Here is a 25,081-nt window from a genome sequence, read left to right on the forward strand (position 1 = left end):
GGAGAGAAACTATGCTTGAAAAGTTTTTTAAGTTAAATGAAAATCACACTACTGTGAGGACAGAAGTGATTGCGGGAATTACCACATTTATGGCTATGGCCTATATCCTGGCGGTAAATCCCACCATGCTTGGAGATACGGGGATGAACCGGGATGCAGTGCTTATGGCTACCTGCCTGGCATCCTTTGTGGGAACTATGGCGATGGCCCTCATGGCAAATTATCCTTTTGCCTTAGCTCCCGGAATGGGGTTAAACGCATACTTTGCCTACACGGTGTGCGGGGCAATGGGGTATTCCTGGCAGATTGCTTTGCTTGCCGTATTTGTGGAGGGCATTATTTTTATTGTCTTATCCCTTACCAGTGTGAGAGAGGCAATTTTTGATGCCATTCCCAGTACCTTAAAAAAAGGCGTCAGCGCAGGTATCGGACTTTTTATTGCCTTCATCGGACTCCAGGGGGCCCATATTGTTGTGGCAAATCCTTCCACTCTGGTAAGTTATGTGGCTTTTGCAGAAAACTGGCATACGGAAGGAATTTGTGCCGTACTTGCCTTAGTGGGCCTTATGCTTACTGCAATCCTCTATATTAAAGGGGTAAAGGGCTCTATTTTGATCGGAATCCTTTCCACCTGGGTGCTGGGAATGCTCTCTCAGGCGGCAGGAATTTACAGGGCAGACCCGGAGAACGGATTTTATTCCCTGTACCCCTCTATGGCCCTCACGGATTTTTCGGCTTTAGGCACCACCTTTGGCCAGTGTTTTAAAGCTGATTTTTCCAATGTAAATATATTTAACTTTATTGTGATTTTACTTTCCTTTTTGTTTGTGGATATGTTTGACACCATTGGTACATTAATCGGCGTATCCTCAAAAGCCGGAATGCTAGATCAGGATGAGAAACTTCCAAGAATCAGGCCCGCCCTTTTGGCGGATGCCATTGCAACTTCCGCAGGCGCCGTATTGGGTACCTCCACCACAACCACCTTCGTAGAGAGCTCCGCAGGGGTAGGGGAGGGGGCCAGGACAGGGCTTGCCTCTGTGGTTACGGGACTTTTGTTTTTGGCGGCAATCTTTTTTGCCCCGATTTTCACTGCAGTACCGGGATTTGCAACAGCTCCGGCTTTAATCTTTGTGGGATTTTTAATGGTGACTTCCATTGTAAAAATTGATTTTGAGGATTTGACAGAGAGCATCCCCGCTTACCTTTGCCTTTTGGCTATGCCTCTTTTGTACTCCATTTCCGAGGGGATTGCCATGGGAGTGATTTCCTATGTAATCATTAACTTAGTCTGCGGGAAAGGGAAAAAAATTACGCCCCTTATGTATGTCTTGGCCGTATTATTTGTTTGCAAATATATTTTCCTCTAGTATTTTTACAGGCAGGTTTCCAAGTTGTAAAAAACAGCAGGCATGGGATGTACAGTCCGTACAAACCATGCCTGCTGTGTATGTTTCTGTCAAAAGCAGAAACATAAGGGAGAGAAAGAGTTTCAAATATTGTAAACCCTGTTGCCAGGGATAGCTTTTTGTCGGAGCCGACCAAGCCCCGCAGAACTTTACAACTCCTTTGATATGAATATAGTATATAGAACAAATGTGTTCACAGTTTGAATAAAGATGGAATTATTTTTAAAGATTATTAAAAAAGAATAAACAGGAGGATACAAAAATGGAGAAGCGGATAACTGGAAGTACGGGATTGTTGGGGCTGATTGGCTCCCCGGTGAGCCATTCCGGCTCCCCGGCAATGTATAATTACAGCTTTAGGGAACTTGGCCTTGACTACGCCTACCTTGCCTTTGACGTGCCCATAGAGGAGGTGAAACATGCCATACAGGCAATAAAAACTTTTCATATGCGGGGGTGTAATGTGACCATGCCCTGTAAAACGGAAGTGGTTCAGTACATGGATGAATTGTCCCCGGCGGCAGAGATTATCGGCGCAGTAAATACCATTGTAAATGAAGATGGAAAGCTGGTGGGGCATATTACAGACGGAACAGGTTTTGTGGATAATTTGAAAGACCACGGGACACAGGTAAAAGGCAAAAAAATTACCATTGCCGGAGGAGGCGGGGCAGCCACCGCAGTGCAGGTGCAGTGCGCTTTAGACGGTGCGGGGGCCATTTCTATTTTCAACAGGAAAGACGCCTTTTGGGGAAGGACATTAGAGACGGCGGATAAGATAAAAGCGGCCTGCCCGGCATGCGAAGTAGCTGTATACGACATTGAAGATGCAGAGAAGATGAAGGAAGAAATGGCGGAGAGCGATATTTTTGTGAATGCCACCATTGTGGGCATGAAGCCTATGGAAAATGAAACCGTGGTGAAAGACAGTTCTGCTTTCCACAAAGATTTAGTGGTGTGCGATGTGGTGTATAACCCCATAGAGACAAGGCTTTTGCGGGAGGCAAAAGAAAAGGGATGTAAATGCATCGGCGGCCAGGGGATGCTTTTGTGGCAGGGCGTGGCTGCGTTTAAGCTTTATACCGGGATGGATATGCCGGTGGAGGGCGTGAAAAAGATACTGTTTGGAGAATAACAAAAAAGGAGAGTCTTATGATACAGGGGAATATTTTTCTCATTGGCTTTATGGGAACGGGAAAAAGCACGGTTTCCAAAGAATTAAAAAAGATGCTTTCCATGGAATGCATGGAAATGGATGATATGATTGTGGAGAGACAGGGGATGCCTATCTCAGATATTTTTGAGAAATACGGGGAGGATTATTTCCGGGATATAGAGAGCGGGCTTTTGGTGGAGCTTAAAGAAAAGAACAAAGTTATTGTCTCCTGCGGGGGAGGGGTGGTTTTGCGCCGGGAAAATATCGGCCATATGAAGGACAGTGGGAGGGTGGTGCTTTTGTCTGCCACTCCTCAGACGGTGTATGATCGGGTGAAAAACACCACCAGCCGCCCTGTGTTAAATGGAAATATGAATGTGGGATATATCGGGGAATTAATGGAGAAGCGCCGGGAGAAATATGAAAAGGCAGCGGATATTGTGATTGTGACAGACGGGAAATCAACGAAGGAAGTCTGCAGGGAAATTGTAGATGCCCTGGAGAAATGAAAAATTTTCCGTTTTTCACAAATCTTTTCTTGGAATCAGGTGTCTGATTTGTTGTTTTTTTGTCATATGATGTTATAATGGGTATAGGCTATTTCTATATTTGACGGAGGGTTTTACCATGAAAATTATTATTGCGGGGGACGGCAAAGTGGGGGCTACATTAGTCCGGCAGCTCTCTGCGGAAGAATATGATTTGACGCTGGTGGATGTAAATCCCAACCGGTTAGACAGCAGTTCCGAGCGGTTTGACATTATGGCAGTTCAGGGGAATTGTGCATCCATGGAGGTTTTAAAAGAGGCGGGGGTGGAGACTGCGGATTTGCTTATTGCCGCTACAAGTGCAGATGAGGTAAATCTTTTGTGCTGCCTTACCGCCCACGGGTTAAATCCCAGATTACATACTATTGCAAGAATTCGGAATCCGGAATATACCGGGCAGATTTATAAAATGCGCCAGGCATTTGCCCTGTCCATGACAGTAAACCCAGAAAGGCAGGCGGCGGTGGAGGTTGAACGTCTCTTAAAATATCCGGGGTTTTTAAAGCGGGAGACATTTGCCAAGGGCCGAATGGAGCTGGTGGAACTTAAGGTTATGCCGGGGAGCAGGCTTTGCAATGTGACTTTAAATGATTTGGACAGCGTGGTAAAATGCCAGATTCTTGTGTGCGTTGTGGTGCGGGAGGGAAAAGCAGTTACTCCCGATGGTAATTTTGTCTTAAGGGAGGGGGATCATATTTTTGTCACCGCCTCTATTGAAAATTTAACAAAACTCTTAAAGAACCTGGGAATTATCACCCATAAGGCAAAGCGGATTATTATCTGCGGCGGCGGCAGAGTGAGTATTTATCTGGCAAAGCTTTTGCAAAAAAGCGGGATAACAGTTCAGATTATTGAGAAGGACAGGGATAAATGTGAAATTTTGGCGGCGCTTCTGCCCTCCGCCTGTATTGTACAGGGGGATGCCAGCGACGAGCAGGTTTTGGAGAGCGAGGGAATTTCCACCTGCGATGCACTGATTACCATGACGGGATTAGACGAACTGAACATGATTATTTCCCTGTACGGCAGCAAGTGCAAAGTGCCTCAGATTATAACGAAACTGGGACGCACCAACAGCAACGGTATTTTAGACAGCCTGGATTTGGGAAGTATTATCAGCCCTAAAGAGCTGTGCTGTAACACCATTGTGCGCTACGTCAGGGCAGTGGAAAATCAGTCGGGGGCGGCACTGGCGGTTCACTCCATTGCGGACGGCCAGGCGGAGGCGGCGGAGTTTGTGGTAGATGAGTCCACCATGCACTGCAATGAGCCCTTAAAGAACCTTCGGATTAAAGCTAATGTCCGGGTGGCAGGTATTTTAAGGTCCCAGACACCGGAGCTGCCCAATGGTGATTCTTATTTCAGCAAAGGGGATACGGTGATTATTGTAACCAGCGGGCAGGTAATCTATCAGATAAATGATATTTTTGAGTAAATGATATTTATGGCAGGAGATAGCAATGAATTATAAAATGATGGGCAGGTTTATGGGGCGGATTTTGCTTGTGGAGGCCGCTTTTATGCTGCCGGCCCTGTTAATTGGAGCGTATTGTAAGGAAGACGATGCGGTAAAGGGGTTTATATTGGGAATTGGAGTGACAGTTCTCCTCGCCGTGGGGCTTTTGCAGTTGTGCCGTGGGGCGGGGAAAGGTTTTCATGCCAAGGAAGGTCTTGTGTGCGTGGGCTTAAGCTGGATTTTTATGAGCCTTTTGGGCTCCCTTCCTTTTTATTTTTCCGGGGAAATTCCCCGCTTTATTGATGCGTTATTTGAGACGGTATCAGGTTTTACCACCACAGGGGCATCCATTCTCCCGGAGGTGGAAAGCCTGTCCAAAAGCATTTTGTACTGGCGGAGCTTTACCCACTGGGTAGGGGGAATGGGGGTGCTGGTATTTCTTTTGGCTGTGGCTTCCACAGCGGACAGTAAACAGGGATTTACCATGCACCTCCTTCGGGCGGAGAGCCCGGGGCCTAATGTGGGGAAACTGGTGCTCAAGATGAAGACCACGGCAAGGATTTTGTATATGTTGTACATAGTACTTACACTTTTAGATGTAGTATTTCTGCTCCTTGGGGGCATGTCCCCTTTTGAATCCGTGTGTACGGCACTGGGAACCGCCGGTACAGGAGGGTTCGGGGTGCGCAATGACAGTATTGCCAGTTACAGTCCCTATCTGCAGAATGTGTGCACGGTGTTTATGTTTCTCTTCGGGGTGAACTTTACCTGTTATTATCTTTTGATTTTAAAGAAGTTTTACAATGTCTTTAAGGACGAAGAGCTTCGGTTGTATTTCGGCATGGTACTGGGCAGCATTGCCTTGATTGTGTGGAATCTGAAAGGATATTATTCCACACTGGGGGAAACTGTCCGCCATGCGGCGTTTCAGGTGGTAAGCGTGGTGACTACCACAGGGTTTGCCACCACGGATTTTGATTTGTGGCCGAATTTTTCCAAAACCATTCTTTTGTGCCTTATGGTGGTAGGGGCCTGCGCCGGCAGCACCGGCGGCGGATTTAAGTGCATCCGTATTCTTCTGGTAATGAAAAATTTAAGAAGAAATGTACAGAAAGTCCTCCATCCCCAGAAAGTGCAGGTGGTGAGGATTAATGGACAGCCAGTGGCGGAAAAGATTCTGGACAATACCAATGCCTACCTGGCTGCATATACCTTCATTTTTTTATTTAGTTTTATATTAATCTCAATTGACAATTTTTCTGTTACCACAAATTTTTCTGCGGTGATGGCCTGCTTTAACAATATCGGGCCAGGACTTGAGGCCGTGGGGCCTACCTGCAATTTTGGGGCTTACAGCATTTTTTCAAAGATTGTGCTGATTGTGGATATGCTGGCGGGGCGTCTGGAAATATTCCCTATTTTGATTCTGTTTTCCCGGTCGGCATGGAAACATCGGTAAATAGTAAAAATTATTACCTATAAAGCAAAATATTTCGATTTAGAAAACTCCCTTTCTCCGCTATACTTTCCTTAAAAAGAAAGGAATGGTGATGTATGACATATCAGTATATCGGAGAAGATATCTTTTGGGATGTATCGGCAAAGCGGCAGGTACTGGAAAATATCTAATTTATTTAGAAAAGAATAACCCGCACAGCGACAACTTCTGGTTTGTCAAGTAGATATCAAATCCAGCCGGGGCAGTCAACGGGCAAGATGAACGGGCTGTGCCTGCTGTTGACAGCCCCGCCCATCTGCTCATGTACGGTAAAGAAGCAAGCAACCGAAACAAGAGACAGCCCGCCAGCGCCACATTAGTCCGAACCAAAGAAAGCGAAGACCAAAAGACAAGCATTGTGGAAAAATCCAAAAGTTTAGATTTTCCCACCAATGCCGACTGCTACGGAATATCTCTCATTCCTACATGATATTTAAGAGAGGTTTTTATATTTTTCACCCCATATACATAATTGGTCTAATATTTCCATGAGAGATTGCCCTTTTGGAGATAAACGATATTCTACTTTTGGAGGAATTTGAGGGTATTCATTGCGGATAACAAGTTTATCTTTTTCCAATTCCTTTAACGAATTACTAAGCGTTTTATGTGAGATTGATTTTATATAGCGTTTCAGTTCGTTGTATCGTACAACTTGAAACTCCATCAGACAATACAGGATTACCATTTTATATTTTCCACTAATCAGCGATAAGGTATAACTGAATCCAGTATCCTCAAAATTAGATTTGTCAATATAATCTTTAATCATATACGTTTTATACTCTCCTTTAGGTTAGTATCTAACATGAATGTGCGTACTTTATTTTGTTTGTATGTGCTGCGATAATTATAGCATAATCTTTGGAGGTGTACAGTATATGAGCAAAAAAATTTGTATTTTGAACGGAAGCCCCCGCAGTAACGGGAACACAAAAGAACTGATTAAAAGTTTTACGAAAGGAGCGGAAGCAGCCGGGCATGAGGTAACTTGCTTTGATTTGCAAAAAATGAATATCCACGGCTGTTTAGGCTGTTGTAACGGCGGAAAAGATGAAGAATGTCCTTGTGTTCAAAAAGATGATATGTCAAAAATCTATCCGGCGTATATGCAAGCCGATCTTGTGGTACTGGCTTCCCCTATGTATTACTGGGGAATCAGCGGTCAGTTAAAATGCGCTTTTGACCGCTTGTTTGCCGTAGCAGAAATGAACCCCAACTATGAAAATCCCAAAAAGGATTGCATTTTACTTATGGCTGCTGAAGGTGACACAGAAAGCAATTTTGCCCCTGTCAGGGCTTTTTATGAGGGCTTGACCGCTCACTTAGGCTGGAAGAATATCGGCATTGTATATGCGGGTGGAAATATGGACGCAGGAGCAATTTTAAGTAAAACAGGGCAGCTTAATGAAGCAGAAGAATTAGGAAAATCTATTTGACAGTGTTATGTTTTTATAAGTTGCCGGCTTTGCTTTTATTCCTGGGATTTACCATTATCCCGTTAATTATTTCGGGAACTTACAGTCTGTTTGACTATGACGGTATCGGGACGATGAGTTTTACCGGCTTTACAAATTTTATTGTTTTCTGATAAAAGAGATGAAATGTTATAAAAGGCCGGTTGTAATGCCTGAAGAATTGAGCAGTTTTATTGAGGATATTACAAAGTCCCTTTTCTGCTATTATGAGGAAGGGTGTAGTAAGGAGCGGCGGTGCCAATGAGAACCGGAGTTTGTGGGGAAGAGGCTTTGTGGCAAGGCTTAGCGGGGCTGCGGCGGAATTCCTCCAAATGTGGCATATTATGATGTTTGGAAAGCGCCGTTTTTCATGGCAAAGAGAAAACTTGCCTGTGAGCTTCGCCCTGTAATTCCACGGTATCTAATGCCGGAGGACAGAAAGGTTGTGTGTACCCTTTTAGACAGGGTAAAAGTTGTCTATGATTTTTAAATGTTGAAAAAGTCATTCCGGGAGCTTATCAATGGAAGAAAATCCGCATGTTGTATGCGGACGGAACATGTGTGGAAGAAAAAGGAGGCGTGCTTTTGGGAGACGCTGCATTGGCAGTCCGGGAAGGACTTGTAAAAGAGCTGGATTTATATGCTTAAGAAAATGTGAATAACAAAATAGACCTCTGCATACAATGTAAAAACAAGTATCGCAGGGGTTTTTTTGTGAAAAGCTATATAGAGGAGAGAGCGATGGATATCGCCAAATATATTGTTGAAAACAATGCAACGGTGAGACAGACTGCAAAAAAGTTTGGGATTAGCAAGAGTACGGTACATAAAGACGTAACAGAACGCCTTACCCAGATTAATCCGTCCCTTGCCCAGAAAGCAAGAAAAGTTCTGGATGTGAATAAATCAGAGAGACATATCCGGGGAGGTCTGGCTACAAGGGAAAAATATCTCCATCAGCAACACCTGTAAAAAGTGGTTTTGGATCGGATGGCGGCAGCAAGCAGGGAAAGAAATGCAGATTTCTTTTCCTGCTTTTTGTGTATAATGAAATATCCCAAAATTTTGTTATTTTTGACAGAAAATGATATAATTTTACCATTCACAGATTTACGGTTGTATTTTCATGATATACTAAAATACTATATTTTTGAGGAGAGTGGTTTTGTTGACAGCCCACATTGCAGAAGACGGTTCCGGCAGGAAAGAATCTGTGGAGGAGCATACAAAAAAGACGGCATATTTATGCGGGGAAAAGGGAAAAAGGATTGGCTTATCACAGGTTATGTCCCTGTGCGGGATTCTCCATGATATGGGGAAGAATAAGCAGAAATTTGAGAACTATATATCATCGGATGAAAGAGAAAAGCAAAGGTTAAGGGGTACTATTCCCCATGCATCTACCGGGGCAAAATATATTTATGATATGTACCATGAAAAAGACGGGATCGCCCGGATTTTAGCGGAGATGATTTCCTATGCCGTGGCCGCCCACCACGGCATGTTTGACTGCGTGGACCCAGAGCAGAGGGATGTGTTTTTCAAAAAAGTAAGCCAGGTGGAGGATTATGAGGAAGCGCGGATGAATGCCCTGAGAGATTATCTATTTCAGTATGAGGCGGAAAAGATATTTGAAGAGGCATTACAGGAATTTGCACTGGTTTGGGATAGGTTAAACGGGGTGCTTAAAAAACTGAAACCGGAGTTTTTGAAAAGAGGAAATCCCAGGGAAGCTTTTGAGGACTGCAGTTTCTTTCTTTTTTCCTGCCTTCAGAGGCTTCTTTTGTCTGTGCTAATTGATGCGGACTGGGAGGCAACAGCAGATTTTATGGGTGATGTGGATACCCTGGAAAAGCAGGTTTATAGCAATGCGGGAGAGGTATTCCAGGAGGCTTTTTGCAATTATGAGGACTATATGAGGAAGTTAGGGGATTCCATAGATTTTGCCTCTTTGACAGAGAAGGAAAAGGAGATTATATCCGGGCGGAATATGCTTAAGGAGGAGTGCAGGGAATTTGCCAAATATCCCGTCGGAATTTATTGCCTGCCCATTCCCACGGGAGGGGGGAAAACTTTAAGCGGACTGGCATATGCCCTGGAATACGCTAAGAATCATCCGGAGACGGAGCGCATTATTTATGTATCCCCCTATATCAGCATCACGGAGCAAAACGCCAAAGTGTTCCGGGAGGCAGTGGGGAGGGAAGAATGGGTTTTGGAGCATCACTCCTCCGTTGTAAGGGACAGGGAGAAAGAGGATGAGGATGAGGATTACCACAGCAGCAGGATATCCCGGCTGGAGATTAACTGGGAAAGCCCCTTTATCTGCACCACATTTGTGCAGTTTATGAATACCTTATTTTCCAATAAAAGCGAGTCGGTACGGCGTATGCACAGGCTGGCAAATGCTGTTGTCATGATAGACGAAGTCCAGTCTATGCCCTTAAAGTGTGTCCACACATTTAATTATATGATTAACTTTTTACATGCAGTGTGCCGCACAAATGTTATTTTATGTACCGCAACCCAGCCTGCCTTAGAGGCGGCGGAGCGCCCGGTGTGCTACAGCCAGCCTAAATATATGATTTCAAATGCCAGCCAATGGTTTAGGGTATTTGACCGGGTTAAAATACATATTCCCCAGAGGGGGAAGAAATACACCTTAGAGAGCCTGGGAGATGAAATTGCAGGACAGACCTTAAAATATCCTTCCATCCTTGTGATTTTAAATACAAAATCGGCAGTGGGAAAATTGTATGATATTTTGAGAGAAAAAAATATAGATGCAGAGTATCTCACCACAAATCTCTGTGCCCAGCACAGAAGCGATAAGATCGATGGGATAAAGAAAAAACTTCATAAGGGCCGGGAGGGGATTGTGGTTGTAAGTACCAACCTGATAGAGGCGGGGGTGGATATATCTTTTGCATGTGTTTACCGGTCTTTGGCAGGGCTTGACAGCCTGGCACAAAGCGCAGGGCGGTGCAACAGAAACGGCGAGATGGAAAACGGAAGGGTCCATGTGATTGCATTGGAGGGGGAAAACACCGGAAATATGGGAGAGCTTCTTCAAAGCAGGGATGTGACGGAGGAAGTTTTTTATGAGTATAGGAAAAGCCCCCGGCAGGACAGTCTTTTGATGCCCCGGTGGATGGATTTGTATTATAAGAAATTATATGCAAAAGCCTCAGACGAAATGGATTTTCCTTTAATAAACATGGATACAAGTATTGTGGAACTTTTGTCAAGGGGATTTAGGCTGGAGGAGAAAAAGAATTTTATGAACCAGGCGTATAAAACGGCGGGACAGGCATACCAGGTCATAGACGACTATTCCTTTGGGGTTATTGTGCCCTATGGAAAGGGGGAGGAGATTATCGAGAGGATTCAGGAGGCTTCTGATTTTTCAGAAATAAAGGAGTGTATACGCTTGGCACAGAGATATACTGTAAGTGTACGGCAAAACTTGCTGGAAAAATACCAGGGGCTGATACAGCCTGTCAGCGAGAAAACGCCGGAGCTTTACATGGCTGCCGCTCCGGGGGCCTATTCGGAGGAGAAAGGGATTACGGGGGAGTGGGAACCCCTTATCTTTTAAATATTTTACAGAGAGGAAGGTTTAAAAATGGAAAAGCCCAATATCATAGAGTACAGTGTATTTGGGGAATATGCCCTTTTTACAGACCCCATATCGAAGACAGGGGGAGAAAAGTTCAGCTACCAGATACCGACATATCAGGCGCTGAAAGGAATTACGGAATCCATTTACTGGAAGCCTACAATTGTATGGGTAATAGACGAGTGCCGTATTATGAACCCCATACAGACGGAGTCCAAGGGAATCCGCCCTATAAAATATACCGGGGGAAATGATTTGTCCTTTTACACCTATTTGCGGAAGGTGGAGTACAGGGTAAAGGCACACTTTGAGTGGAATGAAAACAGGAAAGATTTGGCCCAGGACAGAAATGAAAATAAGCATTATGACATTGCCAGGAGAATGTTGGAAAGGGGAGGGAGAAGAGATATTTTTTTAGGGGCAAGAGAATGTCAGGGATACGTGGAACCCTGTGGGTTTCATCAAGGAAAAGGGGCGTATGATGATATGGACCTCTCCTTTGGGATTATGGTCCATGGAATTACCTACCCCGATGAAGCGGTGAGAGAGGAGGAAAAGGGAAAAATGACTGTCCGTTTGTGGAATGCCAGAATGAAAGACGGAGTGATACATTTTCCCCGTCCCGAGGAATGTGAGATTCGTCGGGTACTGCACAAGGCAAAGGAAAAAAACTTTACTTTTGGGGAGAATTTTACCGGCCTTGGTGAATTTGAGGGAGGTGATGTTTTTGGCACTGCTGAACACTTTGGTTCATGTATATGAATTAAATGAGAATTTAGCCGGCGTGGTAAAGAACGGCCAGCCGGTGCTATTGCCCCTGTCCCATTCCACCTTTAATGCCCAGATAGAAGTTGCCATTGACGGGGAAGGGAATTTTCTCAATTCTAAAAAACTGGAGAAGGGATCAGATGCGGTGACGATTATTCCCGTGACGGAGGATTCTGCATCCAGAGGACATGGCAATTTCCCACATGCGCTGTGTGATAAGCTGTGTTATCTTGCCGGGGATTATTCCAGGTATACCGGAGATAAAAAAGAGGAGTACTATGAATCCTATATGGACAACCTTAGAGACTGGGCAGAGTCAGAATATTCCCATCCCATGGTTGCGGCGATACGAAAGTATCTGGAGAAGGGATGTTTGATACAGGATCTGGTGAGGGAAAAAACCCTGGAACTTGACGGGGGCAGGCTTACGGACACCATAAAAATTCATGGTTTGGGGCAGACCGGGGCAAATGTAAGGTTTACCGTTTATGGGAACGATATTCCCCAGGTGTGGAAAAATCGGGAACTTTATGAGAGATACGGCAGTTATTATGAAAAAAAAGGGGGAGAGGTCAGCTTATGTTATCTTTCCGGGGAGATAAAACCCTGTACGGATAAGCATCCTTCCAAAATACGCAACAGCGGTGATAAAGCAAAGCTAATTTCCGGAAATGACAAATCAGGATTTACTTACCGGGGAAGATTTACCGCAAAGGCCCAGGCAGTGTCCCTGGGATATGTAGCGTCACAAAAAGCCCATAATGCCCTGAAGTGGCTGATTCAAAAACAGGGATACACCAGAGACGATTCCACAATTGTCTGTTTTATGGCCAACAGGGATATGAAGCTTCCCGATATGATGAGGGATTCCGTCAATGCCTATGAGGGAGTAGATGAGTTTGATTTAAACAGCCTTCTTCTTAACGTTCCGGAGAGCGGAAAGAAAAATGATACGGGGAAAATCTTTGCACAGCAGTTTAACCTTGCGGTTATGGGATATGCCGGAAAAATTAAGCAGAATGACAAGGTGGCAGTGCTTGCCCTTGACGCTGCCACTACAGGACGGCTTTCTGTGGTGTACTATGATGAGATGGGGGGCACTCAATTTATAAATGCCCTGCTTTACTGGCAGGAACACTGTAAGTGGAAGCGCTTTATTCATATTGCCGGGGCAGGGGGGGAGAGAAAGAGCCTGTTATGTGATGCATCCCCCTCCCCGAGAGATATGGCCCTTGCAGCTTTTGGAACACAGAGGACAATGGGGCTGTATGGGGACAGTAAGCTAATCAAGGCTTCTGTTTACCGCCTTCTGCCATGCATCACAAAAAATGTGAAGATTCCTGAGGATATGATTCGATCGGCTGTAAGGAGATCGTCCATGCCTCAGTCTATGGATGAAAAGGTTTGGTATAATCAAGTGTTATGTGTAACATGTGCAATGATTCGGTTTAATTATGAGAAGGGAGGAAAAACAATGGAGCACTTTTTGGAGGAGAATCTGGACAACCGCAGTGTTTTATTTGGAAGGCTTTTGGCGGTATACGATTATCTGGAGCGACGGGCTATGTTTGAGTATGGTGAAGATGGAAAGGTAAAAGAGCAGCGCACCACAAATGCGAAACGGTACTGGAATGCCTACAGCAGCAGGCCGGCAAAAACATTGAAAACCATAAAGCAGAACCTGATTTCCTATGAGAAAAAATTAAAGGATTATGAACTGAAAAAGTTTGAAGAGTGGGCAGGGGAAATTATGACTCATTTGGCGGACAAGGGATTTGACAACAGGCCATTGTCTGAGATGTATCTGCCGGGATATTACCTGCAGATGGAATATATGAAAAGTGAGTTACAAAATTTTAAAGCAAAGGAGAATGAACAGTGAGTGAATTTACAAACAAAATTGATTTTGAAGCTTTGGTAATGGTACAAAATGCAAATCCCAACGGAGACCCATTAAATGGAAACAGGCCCCGGGAGACATACGAGGGATATGGGGAAATATCCGATGTGTGCATTAAACGGAAAATCAGGAACAGACTGCAGGATATGGGGGAAAATCTGTTTGTGCAAAGTGAGGATCGCTGCATCGATGAATGCAGGAGCCTTGCTGACAGAGCCCAAAAAAATGAAAGAATGCAAAAAGCCTTAAAGGCGAAAGATAAAGTGGAGTATGCAAAAGCAGCCTGCGAGACCTGGATTGACGTGCGCAGTTTTGGGCAGGTATTTGCCTTTAGAGATGACAGTGTATCGGTGGGGGTGCGGGGGCCTGTGTCCGTACACTCTGCATTCAGCGTCCTGCCTGTGTCTGTGGAAAGTATGCAGATTACAAAAAGCGTAAACAGCGAGACAAAGGAGAAGAAATCTTCGGACACCATGGGAATGAAGCACAGCATACATTCCGCTTTATACGTTATAAAAGGCAGTATCAACCATCAGCTTGCCCAAAAGACAGGATTTAGCGATGAGGATGCGGAAAAAATCAAGGAGGCGCTCAGGACGCTTTTTGTGAATGACTGTTCCTCCGCAAGGCCGGATGGAAGCATGGAAGTCTGCAGGGTATACTGGTGGAAGCACAACTGCCCTATGGGACAGTATTCTTCTGCAAAAGTCCACAGATTGGTAAATATCGAAGCAAAAACGGAGGACCCAAAGGAATTTTCGGATTATGAGATAAGGGTGGATTCTCTGCCGGATCTGGAACTGGAAGAAATTGAAGGGATTTAAACATGTACGCAGAAGAAGATTATCTGATGCTCTCCGGCATTCAGCATTTTGCTTTCTGTAAAAGACAGTGGGCCATGATACATATTGAGCAGCAGTGGGCCGAAAATTACAGGACAACCGCCGGTGAAATCATGCATAAAAAGGCACATGATGAAAGTGCTTTTGAAAAGCGGGGGAATCTTTTGACTGTGAGAGGACTAAGGATTTCTTCCCGCAGTCTGGGCCTTAGCGGACAATGCGATGTGGTTGAATTTCACCAGGATGAAAATGGCATAGATTTGTTTGGGTATGAGGGAAAGTGGAACATTGTCCCGGTGGAATATAAACGGGGGACGGTGAAAGAAAATAATGCAGATGAATTACAGCTCTGCGCACAGGCAGTGTGTCTGGAAGAAATGTTCCAGATGGATATCCCGGAAGGATTTCTGTATTATGGTGAAAACAGAAGAAGGCATCAGGTGGAGTTTACTTCTGAACTCCGCAGTGAGGTAGAAAGAACGGCAGATAAAATGCATGAAATGTTTCGGCGGGGACATACCCCAGGCGCCAAGCCCTCCAAGCAGTGTAAATCCTGTTCTCTGGAAAATCTGTGTCTGCCTAAACTGCAGAAAAGCGGGGATGTGAGAAAGTATATTGAGAAAAATATTTATGGCGGAGAGTAAAGTACCGTCACAAAGTCGCCATGTTATTTCGTAATGGTTCTTAAGGCTGTAAATTACACCGGGAGGAAAAATGCGAAAATTGTTAAACACCTTATATGTGATGACAGAAAGCTGTTATCTCACCCTGGAGGGGGAAAATATTGTGATACAAAACGGGGAGAAAGTCCTGGGCAGGTTTCCCCTGCACACATTGGAAAATGTTGTGTGTTTTACCTATAAAGGCGCATCCCCTGCCCTGATGGGAGCATGTGCCCACAGACAGGTTGGTATGAGCTTTTTTTCTCCCAGAGGGAAATTTCTTGCCAGGACAGTGGGGGAAGAATATGGGAATGTGCTTTTGAGAAAGGAACAGTACCGAATTTCAGATGACGGGGAGAGAAGCACTGCATATGCCAAAAATATGATTACGGGAAAAATATACAATAAAAGATGGAGTATAGAGCGGACGCTGCGGGACCATGCATACCGTGTAGATGCAGAAAAACTGAAACAGATTTCAAATGTTTTGTACGAGTCCTTAAACAGAGTTCAGGAGGTATCCGCCTTAGATGAACTGCGGGGGGTGGAAGGAAAGGCGGCGGAACAATATTTTTCTGTTTTTCATGATTTAATCCTGAATCAAAAAGAAGATTTTTCTTTTACCGGGAGAAACCGGAGGCCGCCTCTTGACCCGGTAAATGCACTTTTGTCTTTCGCCTATACCATTTTGGCGGGGGAATGTGCCAATGCGCTTTACAGCGTGGGACTTGACCCCTATGTGGGATTTATGCATGGGGATAGGCCGGGGCGTACCTCACTTGCCCTTGATATGATGGAGGAACTGCGTCCCATTCTGGCTGACCGGTTTATGCTGACTCTGATTAATACGAAAGCAATTCAGGCAGTACATTTTGAAAAGCAAAAAGATCAGGCAGTCTTATTAAATGAGGAGGGCAGAAAGGTTTTCTTTCACAGTTGGCAGAACCGTAAAAAAGAAACACTCACCCATCCTTTCCTGAAGGAAAAAATGGAGTGGGGACTGGTTCCTTATATACAGGCGTTGCTGCTGGCACGAACCATCCGGGGGGATTTGGAGGAATACCCACCCTTTTTATGGAAGTAGGTGATGGAATTGTTAGTACTGATTACATATGATGTTTCCACCCAGAGCGCTGCGGGAAGAAAGCGGCTGAGAAAGGTTGCAAAGGAATGCGTAAACTATGGGCAAAGAGTTCAAAATTCAGTATTTGAGTGTATTCTGGACTCCTCACAACTGCTTACGGTTAAGGATAAATTAATGTCTATTATTGATGAAAAGGAAGACAGCCTGCGGTTTTATAATCTGGGCAATAAGTATCAGCACAAGGTTGAGCATTTTGGGGTTAAAGAGTCCTATGATGCGGAAGGAACACTAATGATATAAGCTGTGCGAACCAGAAGTGAACATTATTTTCCAGGGGGGTTCGCACCAGATTTTTTATGGAAATAGTATAATAATTTTAATAAACCAGGCATATGAGTCGGCGGGTTTGTTGGAATTCAATAAATTAGAACGCAAGATTGCTGAAAGATTAGGCAATTTTGCTGTCACTCCCTGTGTGGGAGTGTGGATTGAAATTGAATCCTCACCACCGTTATCCCCAAGGGATTTCGTCACTCCCTGTGTGGGAGTGTGGATTGAAATTGAGCGTTGTAATCCCAGAAACCGCCGTGAACAAGTCACTCCCTGTGTGGGAGTGTGGATTGAAATGTCAATATCTTCACGCTTGTTTTCAGCTTTTCTGGTCACTCCCTGTGTGGGAGTGTGGATTGAAATCAATTAGAATTAGAGGAAGTATTATTCACATTCGTCACTCCCTGTGTGGGAGTGTGGATTGAAATTTATGGTAATCTAATGAAAAAGTCTTTATTTGACCCGGTCACTCCCTGTGTGGGAGTGTGGATTGAAATTTTTCCTCCTTTTTATTCCGCCAGCTCTGCACCGGGTCACTCCCTGTGTGGGAGTGTGGATTGAAATCCCTGTCAGCCATCCTATAAGATAGCCCGCAACAGTCACTCCCTGTGTGGGAGTGTGGATTGAAATTTAGCATAATTTCCTGTCTCTCCCGGATAAGGTCGTCACTCCCTGTGTGGGAGTGTGGATTGAAATTTGTGATTTGCATTTTTTCTTTCCCTCCTTCTTTTGTCACTCCCTGTGTGGGAGTGTGGATTGAAATTCTTCCTCCCGGTATCCGGATTCCGGCTTTGTCGTCGTCACTCCCTGTGTGGGAGTGTGGATTGAAATCATTACAGAATGTCCTCTTTCTCCTCCCCATCCGTCACTCCCTGTGTGGGAGTGTGGATTGAAATAACACAACCATAGAGCAGGACTTGGAGCGGATTTAGTCACTCCCTGTGTGGGAGTGTGGATTGAAATCGTATTGACCTTCTGGTAGGATATTGTGGCATTGTCACTCCCTGTGTGGGAGTGTGGATTGAAATTTTACTCACGGAAAAGCTTGCCTTGCCTGTCTCGGTCACTCCCTGTGTGGGAGTGTGGATTGAAATCCACAACGTTACACAGAGATTAGAGAATAGAGATAGTCACTCCCTGTGTGGGAGTGTGGATTGAAATATGCATGATATTTGGGAAATGCGCCGGACAAAGGGTCACTCCCTGTGTGGGAGTGTGGATTGAAATCATATTTAGATTTGGGGCATGCATTGAAAAGAAGCGTCACTCCCTGTGTGGGAGTGTGGATTGAAATTTCTTCCGTCCATTCGCAAGTATCAAAATCATAGTCACTCCCTGTGTGGGAGTGTGGATTGAAATAGGTTGCGTGTGCGCTGACACCTACGGCACAACCGTCACTCCCTGTGTGGGAGTGTGGATTGAAATAGGTTGCGTGTGCGCTGACACCTACGGCACAACCGTCACTCCCTGTGTGGGAGTGTGGATTGAAATCCTTGGTCTGACTGTGTTGTTCGCAGTTCTGCAAGTCACTCCCTGTGTGGGAGTGTGGATTGAAATACAGATTGTGCATTTTGACGAGATCTTTGCAACGGAAGTCACTCCCTGTGTGGGAGTGTGGATTGAAATAAACTGCCATCCAAATATAGAGCCAAGCGCATTGTCACTCCCTGTGTGGGAGTGTGGATTGAAATATCAAAATTAAAGTGCAGTCCAAAGTAATCAACTGTCACTCCCTGTGTGGGAGTGTGGATTGAAATTTTGGCGTGTTTTGTTGTGTTGTGGGTACTGGAATAGTCACTCCCTGTGTGGGAGTGTGGATTGAAATTTACAGATACTTGCGTCGGAACTCAACGATCGCCTACGTCACTCCTCGTGTGGAAATTTAATTTACTAAGATAACAAACAATCTGTTAATATATTTTTCATTAATATATGTTTATCTGATGAGGAAAAGTGATTTTCTTATGATAATGTATTTACTAAACAATGAAGTGTTAGCAATCATGAAAAGAATGAGAATCTTATCTTAGAATTGGAATTATTTAGCGCAGAAAAACATCAGGCTTATGAGGAGCCGTCATTTAAAAATTTACAAAGTGTAACAAAGTAACGTATACTCATTTTGTAAAGAGAAGCGATTATGAAAGCAGAATTAGATAAGAAAACGATTATAGAAACAGAGACTAATATGACAGATGAGAGAGGTATTGACTAATGTAAACTAAAAATCATTAGCTGAAGAATAGGGAAACAAATATAGAGGTATGTTATTCCTATCGTGATTTTGTTTCCCAACATAAGGGCTTGTTTGAAGTTATGCAGATTTTTTCTATTGGAAGCTATAGTGGATTTGGAAATCCTATGTTTACATATGATAGTTTTGATATTGCTTTAAAAACCGTATTGAATGGTGTTTATGATTTACAAAGAAGAGAAGATAACTATTATTGACAGTGATCTTTCTATTTATTTTAAAAAATTGCCTTGTGTTGACAGGCTTTTGAAAAAAACTTTTGGGTGTTATATTTCATTTTTTTCCACTGGGGAAATAAGGGGATTCAATTTAATGACAAGTTGTCCTTGTAAACTCTTGAAACCTATTTTATAATAATAAATTAGTGAAAGACAATAGGAGGAAACTGTTCATGGATCAGGAAAAGGTAATTGTTATTGACTTTGGTGGTCAGTACAACCAGTTGGTTGCAAGGCGTGTCAGGGAGTGCAATGTATACTGTGAAATTTATTCCTACCGCACGGATTTGGAGCAGATAAAAGCGATGAATCCCAAAGGTATTATTTTAACCGGAGGGCCAAATAGCTGTTACGGGGTTGATTCTCCAACTTATAGAAAGGAATTATTTGAGTTGGGTATTCCAGTGCTTGGGTTGTGCTACGGGGCGCAGCTAATGATGCATGTGCTTGGGGGTACTGTGGAAAAGGCGCCTGTGCGGGAATATGGGAAAACAGAAGTTACTGTGGATGTGAAATCACCGCTGTTTAAGGATGTTTTGGAAAAAACTCTCTGTTGGATGAGCCATAACGATTATATTTCAAAGGCGGCACCGGGATTTGAAATTGTTGCTCATACGAAAGACTGTCCGGTGGCGGCAGCAGAAAATCGAGATGAAAATTTGTACATTATCCAGTTCCATCCAGAGGTGCTGCACACAGAAGAAGGAACGAAGATTCTTTACAATTTTGTAAGAAATATCTGCGGTTGCAGGGGCACCTGGAGAATGGATTCTTTTGTGGAAAATTCTATCCGTGAAATTCGTGAAAAAGTGGGGGATGGCAAGGTGCTCTGTGCACTTTCTGGCGGAGTGGATTCGTCCGTGGCAGCTGTTATACTGGCAAAAGCCATTGGCAGTCAGCTTACCTGTGTTTTTGTTGATCACGGCCTTCTTCGTAAAAATGAAGGGGATGAGGTGGAAGCGGTATTTGGAACCCAGGGGATTTATGAACTAAATTTTATCCGGGTGAATGCTCAAGAGCGCTTTTACAACAAACTGTCAGGGATTACTGAGCCGGAAATGAAGCGCAAGATTATTGGAGAAGAATTTATACGGGTGTTTGAGGAGGAGGCAAAGAAAATTGGTGCCGTGGATTTTTTGGTGCAGGGTACGATTTATCCTGATGTGGTGGAGAGCGGACTTGGAGGAGAGTCGGCTGTCATCAAGTCGCATCATAATGTAGGGGGATTGCCGGACTATGTAGATTTTAAAGAGATTATTGAACCTCTTCGGAATCTTTTTAAGGATGAGGTGAGGAAAGCAGGACTTGAATTGGGACTACCCGAAAATCTTGTGTTCCGCCAGCCATTCCCCGGGCCTGGGCTTGGAATTCGTATTATTGGCGAAGTGACTGCCAATAAGGTGAGAATTGTTCAGGACGCAGATGCGATTTTTAGAGAAGAGGTTGTTAATGCGGGATTGAGTCAGGATATTGGACAGTACTTTGCAGCGTTGACAAATATGCGATCTGTGGGAGTGATGGGGGATGAGAGGACATATGATTATGCTGTGGCTTTGCGGGCAGTGAATACTGTGGATTTTATGACGGCAGATGCGGCGGAAATTCCCTTTGAGGTGATGCAAAAGGTTATGGGGAGGATAATTAATGAGGTGAAAGGGGTTAATCGAGTATTTTATGATTTGACAAGTAAACCGCCGGGGACGATTGAGTTCGAATAACGGACATTTGGACTGAAAAGTGCGTAAAATCAGCACTTTTCAGTCTTTCTTTTTTATCCGTGAGATTGTTTTGAGATTGATTTTGAAACACTTTCCACATATTCCACGAAAAGAGAATATGATTGAAATTCCTGTCGAACTGTGGTAGTATTCCAGTATGGAACCCATGACAGGGGTGGTAGCCTCCCGGGCCAATGACCGGCTTGCCGGAATACATAGGAAGGGAGGTGGCGCCAATGACCGCTGCGGATATCATTTTGATATTTATAGGGATAATCGGCTTGCTGATTGCCTTTGGTAGCTTTGTTATAGCGTTGCTTGCCTTTCTCGACAGAGATAAGGAACACAAGCGAAAAAAATAATGCCCGCCCTGTCGCAACCAGGACGGGCACCTCTCATTGAGAGGTAAATAATCCGCTTGGGAAGCTCCACCTTTGGAGTGAGTTCCTGAAAGGCATCTGTTACCAGCAGGTGTCTTTCTTTATGTTCAATATACCATAATCTGTACATGGTTTCAAGTAAATTCTTTTGATGGCGGCGGTGTCCTGCGGAACTGGTTCAGCCTGTCGGCCAGCTTCTGGTCCTTGTCCGGGTACAGGTGGGAATAAGTGTCAAGGGTTGTCTTTACTGATTCATGCCCCAGGCGGTCAGCTATCTCTAATGGGGAAAAGCCAAGTTCTATCAGCATGCTTGCATGACTGTGCCGCAGGTCATGTACCCTTATCGGCTGTAGTCCTGCCTTTTCAGATGCCCGCTTAATTTCCTTTTCCAGAGCGGATTTTGTAAAATAGAAGATTCGGTCTCCCTTTCCAATCCCGTAGAGTTTTGATATATATTCGTGTATATCGTCATATAGAAAATCCGGAATGGAAATACATCTCTTTGCCTTGGGTGTCTTAGGGTCCAGGAATAGTTCTTCTCCTTTGACTTTTGCAAAATTCTTATTGATATCTATCCGCTTTGTGGGAAGAATATCTGCAGGGGTGAGCGCCAGCAGCTCCCCAGACCGCATTCCGGTATAAAACAGTATATCAAAAGCCAGTTTTACGGATGATTTCTGGATGGCGCCGGAAAACTGCTCATATTGTTCCTGCGTCCAGATATGCATTTCATCCGCTTTGCTCTTTCCCATGCTCCCGGCTGCCTTACAGGGGTTGGATGGAAGCTGGTAATGGGACACAGCATAATTCATCAGCGCTGAAAGCTGATTGTTGACCGTTTTTAGGTACGTTTGGGAGAATGGTTTTCCGTTTTCATCCCGGTAGGAAATCAATTCATTCTGCCATTTCCGGATTTTGATGGTGTCAATATCACATACTTTCAACCTTCCGAAGTAAGGAAGCAACTTGCCTTCAATGATAAACCGCTTATTCTCCATTGTGGTAGGCTTCAGACGGTGTTCCATGTCTTCCAGATAATTTTCCACAAGGGAGGAAAAGAGTATGTCGCTGGTGTTTTTTTCCTGATCCAGAAATGACCGTTCATACTCTTTTGCCTCTCGCTGTGTTTTGAATCCTCTTTTACAGGTATGTTTATTTTGTCCGGTCCAGTCCGTATAATTAAAGGCAGCATACCACATGGTTTTACCATTTTTTAGGGTGTATTTGTAGGCTGGCATGGTTTACTCCAATCTTTTAGTATCACTGATGCAGAATTGTACTAAATAATTATCTTGAAAAGTTGCAATAATATACTTAACAAGACAGCCGGAAGGTGAATGCACCTCACTTGCTATGGCGAATTAAGACGTTAAAAGTAGCTGTCCAATCGGCCAAGATTTAAGGACGGCTATTTTTTATGGTTGACATAATCTAAAATGGCCACAATCAAAATTGCATTTGTTAGACGACATGAGGAATTAATCAATATTCTTAAATAAACCGCCTCCAACACTAATAGACATATTTGGAGTATTGGTCTGTGATGAGGTTTTATAGCCGCTGACCTCGATTTCTCCAGAAGTTCTATTGAATTTAACTCCTATGTTCATGTTTTCGGTCACATCTATGTCTGTCTGGGTTTTTCTCGCTCCTGAAGAAAATAGTAAAGTATGTGTACCGGTGGTTAAGGGGATGGTTATGCTGCTGTTATTTTCTATACTGTACTCATCCGCAGAATCCACAATAATTTTTATTTTTGGATTTACGAGAAACCATTGCTTTTCTCTTGTGATTATGACATCGTAGGTTCCACGGTCTTCTCTCCTTAATGGCATACCGCAATTTGGACATGTAGCTGCTTTGTCTGAAATTTCTTTCCCGCATTCCGGGCATTTGATTAAACTCATTTGTTTTCCTCCTAAATATAATTTTATTGAAAGTCAAAAAAGATTGACTTATTTATCTGTGTAATAAAATGATTTATACGTGCTGTTGTAGCTGATTCAGAAAATTACCATCCCATAAAAGAACTGCCAAGGAATCCGCCAATTCCTTGGCAGAATCGGTAAAATCATTATTTGTAAGAACTGCCCCTATTTGGCATTTATAAAAATCCTTTCCTGAATAAGCTTCCTGTACAGCAGAATTTCCTACACGGCTGGAATATAATTTGCACTGGATTCCATATTTTACATTTCCTTTGTATGCGATAATGTCGATTCCCTGATCTCCGCTATCTCTGGTGACACTTATTGATGTAAAACCATTTAAAGATAGCAAACGGGCACAGTATTTTTCAAAGTCGTGTCCAGTCATATTCTTAAATGAATTCTTTCTAAATAAGTTTTCAGTGTCTTTAAAGTATTCTATATCTTTTGATTCGACATTATTTCCATAGCGCAGGTTCCTTTTTACGGTTTCGTGAGTATCATAGAGCAGGGATGACACCTTTTTATAAAGTTTTTTATTGTTATAAATGGGAGCGGACGCTTTGTAATGGCCCAGTGAACTGTTTGCGAACATTTCCCTTTGTTCCAAAGGCAGGGCGTCAATATCTATGGGGAAATATTCGTTTAAATTTATCGAATCCGCATTATAGTTCTGGCGTAAAAAGCCGGAAAGAACTTTATGGAATAATTCTGGCTCATTTTTAATGTATCTGCTGTTGGCGAAGCCGAAATACTGGTGGTTTTTGATTATGTCGGATGCTGTAAGAGCCATGTCGAACTTGTGTTTTAATACTAACAGGTAATTAACAGGAAAAGTTGAATCACTGTCTTTTTCGCAAGACTCCACCAGCTTCCTGGCCAAGTCATTTCTTTTCTTTATAACACAGGTTAGGAATAATGCTTGAGCCGTGTAATTTTGAAAGGACGGGTTTCTATAACAGGAACGCAGCTTTATTATCATTTCAAAAGCCTGATCCAGTTTTCCGGAAAACAAATGCCTCTCTAATCCATAATAAAAAAGAAAGGCATACCCCACATCATTTTGTGAAGAAAATGGGTTGGAAAGAAACTGCCAGTATTTCCATCTCTGTTCAGGAGAAAGCTCTCTATAGGAAGGAAAGTATGGCGGGCTTTCAACCATTGTATTCGGGGCAGGTGCATTTACAGGCAAGTTCATTAAAATAGCGCTTGGTTCTCCGTAATCAAGGGATGTATAGGTTATTACAACACCTAAGGCATATTGTTCCTCTTTTGCAGGCGGATTATAGTTTTTGTGTATGCCATCCCCAAACCATATTAAATCTAATACTTCGGACGGTACAGTGCTAAGCTGGCTGGCAGTCAGGCTTTCCAGGGTTTTACGGTGCAGTTCTTCTAAAAAAGAGAGGTTTTCAGAACTGAGAGATTTGTTGTCTTTCATTTCCAAGTACAATTTATCCAGTTTGTTTAGTTTTCCGTTTGCAGTTTTTAATCCTTCGAGTTCATGCGTTATGTTGCGTTCGATAGCCTGGTTGATAATTGCAATCTTATTTTTCTGAATATAGTCCTTTGTATTTGACAGAGGTTCTCTTGGCCTATAACCGGCGGCAACGAGTTCTTCATATGTATAAACATTCAGCTTGTCAATCGTGTCACAGGCCATTTTGATTCGGTTAATCACCGTACCCAGGCTGTTTGAATTGTTCATTAATTCTGTGCTTTCAAATAAAATATCCATTTGCCTTTTTATTGTTTCATTTTTTAGTTCTTGCGGCATATGTGCATTTGATGAATTGATGCTGGGAGATTTTAGTTTTTCATCTCTGCTTTTTTCTAATACAGAGATAATATAAC

General features: G+C 43.6%; 22 protein-coding genes and 1 CRISPR repeat array. Of the genes, 18 read left to right on the top strand and 4 right to left on the bottom strand.

Features of this window, described 5'->3' with window-relative positions; translation table 11 throughout:
* Nucleotides 1–11: 11 nt before the first annotated feature.
* From D7Y06_RS14090 to D7Y06_RS26555, 6 genes are all read left to right on the top strand, one after another.
* Nucleotides 12–1,370, top strand: a complete 1,359-nt coding sequence (locus tag D7Y06_RS14090) for an NCS2 family permease (RefSeq protein WP_120408415.1) — start codon at nucleotides 12–14, stop codon at nucleotides 1,368–1,370.
* Nucleotides 1,371–1,671: 301 nt separating this feature from the next.
* Entirely contained in the window at nucleotides 1,672–2,544 is an 873-nt protein-coding gene (locus D7Y06_RS14095) for a shikimate dehydrogenase (RefSeq protein ID WP_120408416.1), read from the top strand.
* Nucleotides 2,545–2,561: 17 nt separating this feature from the next.
* The gene (locus tag D7Y06_RS14100; protein ID WP_120408417.1) at nucleotides 2,562–3,074 is read left to right on the top strand and encodes a shikimate kinase; all 513 of its coding nucleotides are present in this window, start codon (nucleotides 2,562–2,564) and stop codon (nucleotides 3,072–3,074) included.
* A 118-nt stretch (nucleotides 3,075–3,192) separates the two neighbouring features.
* Nucleotides 3,193–4,548: a Trk system potassium transporter TrkA gene (trkA, locus tag D7Y06_RS14105; protein WP_120408418.1), complete on the top strand. Its 1,356-nt coding sequence runs from the start codon at nucleotides 3,193–3,195 to the stop codon at nucleotides 4,546–4,548.
* A 25-nt stretch (nucleotides 4,549–4,573) separates the two neighbouring features.
* A complete protein-coding gene (locus D7Y06_RS14110) occupies nucleotides 4,574–6,028 on the top strand; it encodes a TrkH family potassium uptake protein (protein ID WP_120408419.1) in 1,455 nt (484 codons plus the stop codon).
* A gap of 268 nt (nucleotides 6,029–6,296) precedes the next feature.
* Complete coding sequence (locus D7Y06_RS26555; RefSeq protein ID WP_199714721.1) at nucleotides 6,297–6,497, top strand: hypothetical protein; 201 nt, start codon at nucleotides 6,297–6,299, stop codon at nucleotides 6,495–6,497.
* Nucleotides 6,498–6,500: 3 nt separating this feature from the next.
* On the opposite strand, the gene D7Y06_RS14115 is transcribed toward D7Y06_RS26555, so the two are convergent.
* Nucleotides 6,501–6,839, bottom strand: coding sequence for a winged helix-turn-helix transcriptional regulator (locus tag D7Y06_RS14115; protein WP_120408420.1), 339 nt, complete (start codon nucleotides 6,837–6,839; stop codon nucleotides 6,501–6,503).
* A 109-nt stretch (nucleotides 6,840–6,948) separates the two neighbouring features.
* Here D7Y06_RS14115 and D7Y06_RS14120 point away from each other — a divergent pair, with 109 nt between their 5' ends.
* The 12 genes from D7Y06_RS14120 (at nucleotide 6,949) to D7Y06_RS27100 (ending at nucleotide 21,281) form a co-directional block, all read left to right on the top strand.
* Nucleotides 6,949–7,506 carry a flavodoxin family protein gene (locus D7Y06_RS14120; protein ID WP_120408421.1) on the top strand — a complete coding sequence of 186 codons (558 nt, stop codon included), beginning with the start codon at nucleotides 6,949–6,951 and terminating at the stop codon, nucleotides 7,504–7,506.
* Nucleotides 7,503–7,658: a hypothetical protein gene (locus D7Y06_RS25985; protein WP_158591374.1), complete on the top strand. Its 156-nt coding sequence runs from the start codon at nucleotides 7,503–7,505 to the stop codon at nucleotides 7,656–7,658. Before D7Y06_RS14120 ends, D7Y06_RS25985 begins: the two co-directional genes overlap by 4 nt.
* A 580-nt stretch (nucleotides 7,659–8,238) precedes the next feature.
* A complete protein-coding gene (spoIIID, locus tag D7Y06_RS14125; RefSeq protein WP_120408422.1) occupies nucleotides 8,239–8,496 on the top strand; it encodes a sporulation transcriptional regulator SpoIIID in 258 nt (85 codons plus the stop codon).
* A gap of 193 nt (nucleotides 8,497–8,689) precedes the next feature.
* The gene (cas3, locus tag D7Y06_RS14130; protein ID WP_147415668.1) at nucleotides 8,690–11,122 is read left to right on the top strand and encodes a CRISPR-associated helicase Cas3'; all 2,433 of its coding nucleotides are present in this window, start codon (nucleotides 8,690–8,692) and stop codon (nucleotides 11,120–11,122) included.
* Between the two features lie 27 nt (nucleotides 11,123–11,149).
* On the top strand, nucleotides 11,150–11,905 hold the full coding sequence (gene cas5c / locus D7Y06_RS14135) for a type I-C CRISPR-associated protein Cas5c (protein ID WP_120408424.1): 756 nt from the start codon (nucleotides 11,150–11,152) through the stop codon (nucleotides 11,903–11,905).
* On the top strand, nucleotides 11,871–13,793 hold the full coding sequence (cas8c, locus tag D7Y06_RS14140; RefSeq protein ID WP_158591375.1) for a type I-C CRISPR-associated protein Cas8c/Csd1: 1,923 nt from the start codon (nucleotides 11,871–11,873) through the stop codon (nucleotides 13,791–13,793). Before cas5c ends, cas8c begins: the two co-directional genes overlap by 35 nt.
* On the top strand, nucleotides 13,790–14,635 hold the full coding sequence (cas7c, locus tag D7Y06_RS14145) for a type I-C CRISPR-associated protein Cas7/Csd2 (protein ID WP_120408426.1): 846 nt from the start codon (nucleotides 13,790–13,792) through the stop codon (nucleotides 14,633–14,635). The genes cas8c and cas7c overlap by 4 nt, the downstream gene beginning before the upstream one ends.
* A gap of 2 nt (nucleotides 14,636–14,637) precedes the next feature.
* Entirely contained in the window at nucleotides 14,638–15,297 is a 660-nt protein-coding gene (gene cas4 / locus D7Y06_RS14150) for a CRISPR-associated protein Cas4 (RefSeq protein ID WP_120408427.1), read from the top strand.
* A 70-nt stretch (nucleotides 15,298–15,367) separates the two neighbouring features.
* Complete coding sequence (gene cas1c, locus D7Y06_RS14155; RefSeq protein ID WP_120408428.1) at nucleotides 15,368–16,399, top strand: type I-C CRISPR-associated endonuclease Cas1c; 1,032 nt, start codon at nucleotides 15,368–15,370, stop codon at nucleotides 16,397–16,399.
* Nucleotides 16,400–16,408: 9 nt separating this feature from the next.
* Nucleotides 16,409–16,699 carry a CRISPR-associated endonuclease Cas2 gene (cas2, locus tag D7Y06_RS14160; RefSeq protein WP_120408435.1) on the top strand — a complete coding sequence of 97 codons (291 nt, stop codon included), beginning with the start codon at nucleotides 16,409–16,411 and terminating at the stop codon, nucleotides 16,697–16,699.
* Nucleotides 16,700–16,862: 163 nt separating this feature from the next.
* Nucleotides 16,863–18,554: a CRISPR direct-repeat array (repeat unit 32 nt; unit sequence GTCACTCCCTGTGTGGGAGTGTGGATTGAAAT).
* A gap of 820 nt (nucleotides 18,555–19,374) precedes the next feature.
* Nucleotides 19,375–20,919, top strand: a complete 1,545-nt coding sequence (guaA, locus tag D7Y06_RS14170; RefSeq protein ID WP_120408430.1) for a glutamine-hydrolyzing GMP synthase — start codon at nucleotides 19,375–19,377, stop codon at nucleotides 20,917–20,919.
* Nucleotides 20,920–21,155: 236 nt separating this feature from the next.
* Nucleotides 21,156–21,281: a putative holin-like toxin gene (locus tag D7Y06_RS27100; RefSeq protein WP_243119328.1), complete on the top strand. Its 126-nt coding sequence runs from the start codon at nucleotides 21,156–21,158 to the stop codon at nucleotides 21,279–21,281.
* 152 nt (nucleotides 21,282–21,433) lie between these two features.
* On the opposite strand, the gene D7Y06_RS14175 is transcribed toward D7Y06_RS27100, so the two are convergent.
* The 3 genes from D7Y06_RS14175 to D7Y06_RS14185 all read right to left on the bottom strand — a co-directional run.
* Nucleotides 21,434–22,537 (bottom strand): site-specific integrase, encoded by a 1,104-nt coding sequence (locus D7Y06_RS14175; protein WP_120408431.1) that lies wholly within the window; start codon nucleotides 22,535–22,537, stop codon nucleotides 21,434–21,436.
* A gap of 240 nt (nucleotides 22,538–22,777) precedes the next feature.
* Nucleotides 22,778–23,206, bottom strand: coding sequence for a zinc ribbon domain-containing protein (locus tag D7Y06_RS27105; RefSeq protein WP_243119329.1), 429 nt, complete (start codon nucleotides 23,204–23,206; stop codon nucleotides 22,778–22,780).
* Nucleotides 23,207–23,279: 73 nt separating this feature from the next.
* The coding region (locus tag D7Y06_RS14185) for a TerB N-terminal domain-containing protein (RefSeq protein WP_207667351.1) at nucleotides 23,280–25,081 on the bottom strand (1,802 nt) is incomplete at its 5' end.

Origin of the sequence: Roseburia sp. 1XD42-69, from assembly GCF_003612565.1 — a bacterium.
In the GTDB taxonomy this organism is placed as follows: domain Bacteria; phylum Bacillota; class Clostridia; order Lachnospirales; family Lachnospiraceae; genus Roseburia_B.

Excerpts from the sequence above, each read along its gene's own strand:
- D7Y06_RS14095 (WP_120408416.1), top strand. The coding sequence starts at position 1,672 with ATGGAGAAGCGGATAACTGGAAGTACGGGATTGTTGGGGCTGATTGGC.
- trkA (WP_120408418.1), top strand. The coding sequence starts at position 3,193 with ATGAAAATTATTATTGCGGGGGACGGCAAAGTGGGGGCTACATTAGTC.
- cas1c (WP_120408428.1), top strand. The coding sequence starts at position 15,368 with ATGCGAAAATTGTTAAACACCTTATATGTGATGACAGAAAGCTGTTAT.
- D7Y06_RS14100 (WP_120408417.1), top strand. The coding sequence starts at position 2,562 with ATGATACAGGGGAATATTTTTCTCATTGGCTTTATGGGAACGGGAAAA.
- D7Y06_RS14115 (WP_120408420.1), bottom strand. The coding sequence starts at position 6,839 with ATGATTAAAGATTATATTGACAAATCTAATTTTGAGGATACTGGATTC.
- D7Y06_RS14175 (WP_120408431.1), bottom strand. The coding sequence starts at position 22,537 with ATGCCAGCCTACAAATACACCCTAAAAAATGGTAAAACCATGTGGTAT.
- D7Y06_RS27105 (WP_243119329.1), bottom strand. The coding sequence starts at position 23,206 with ATGAGTTTAATCAAATGCCCGGAATGCGGGAAAGAAATTTCAGACAAA.
- D7Y06_RS14110 (WP_120408419.1), top strand. The coding sequence starts at position 4,574 with ATGAATTATAAAATGATGGGCAGGTTTATGGGGCGGATTTTGCTTGTG.
- cas4 (WP_120408427.1), top strand. The coding sequence starts at position 14,638 with ATGTACGCAGAAGAAGATTATCTGATGCTCTCCGGCATTCAGCATTTT.
- D7Y06_RS14120 (WP_120408421.1), top strand. The coding sequence starts at position 6,949 with ATGAGCAAAAAAATTTGTATTTTGAACGGAAGCCCCCGCAGTAACGGG.
- guaA (WP_120408430.1), top strand. The coding sequence starts at position 19,375 with ATGGATCAGGAAAAGGTAATTGTTATTGACTTTGGTGGTCAGTACAAC.
- D7Y06_RS14090 (WP_120408415.1), top strand. The coding sequence starts at position 12 with ATGCTTGAAAAGTTTTTTAAGTTAAATGAAAATCACACTACTGTGAGG.
- cas5c (WP_120408424.1), top strand. The coding sequence starts at position 11,150 with ATGGAAAAGCCCAATATCATAGAGTACAGTGTATTTGGGGAATATGCC.
- D7Y06_RS27100 (WP_243119328.1), top strand. The coding sequence starts at position 21,156 with ATGACCGCTGCGGATATCATTTTGATATTTATAGGGATAATCGGCTTG.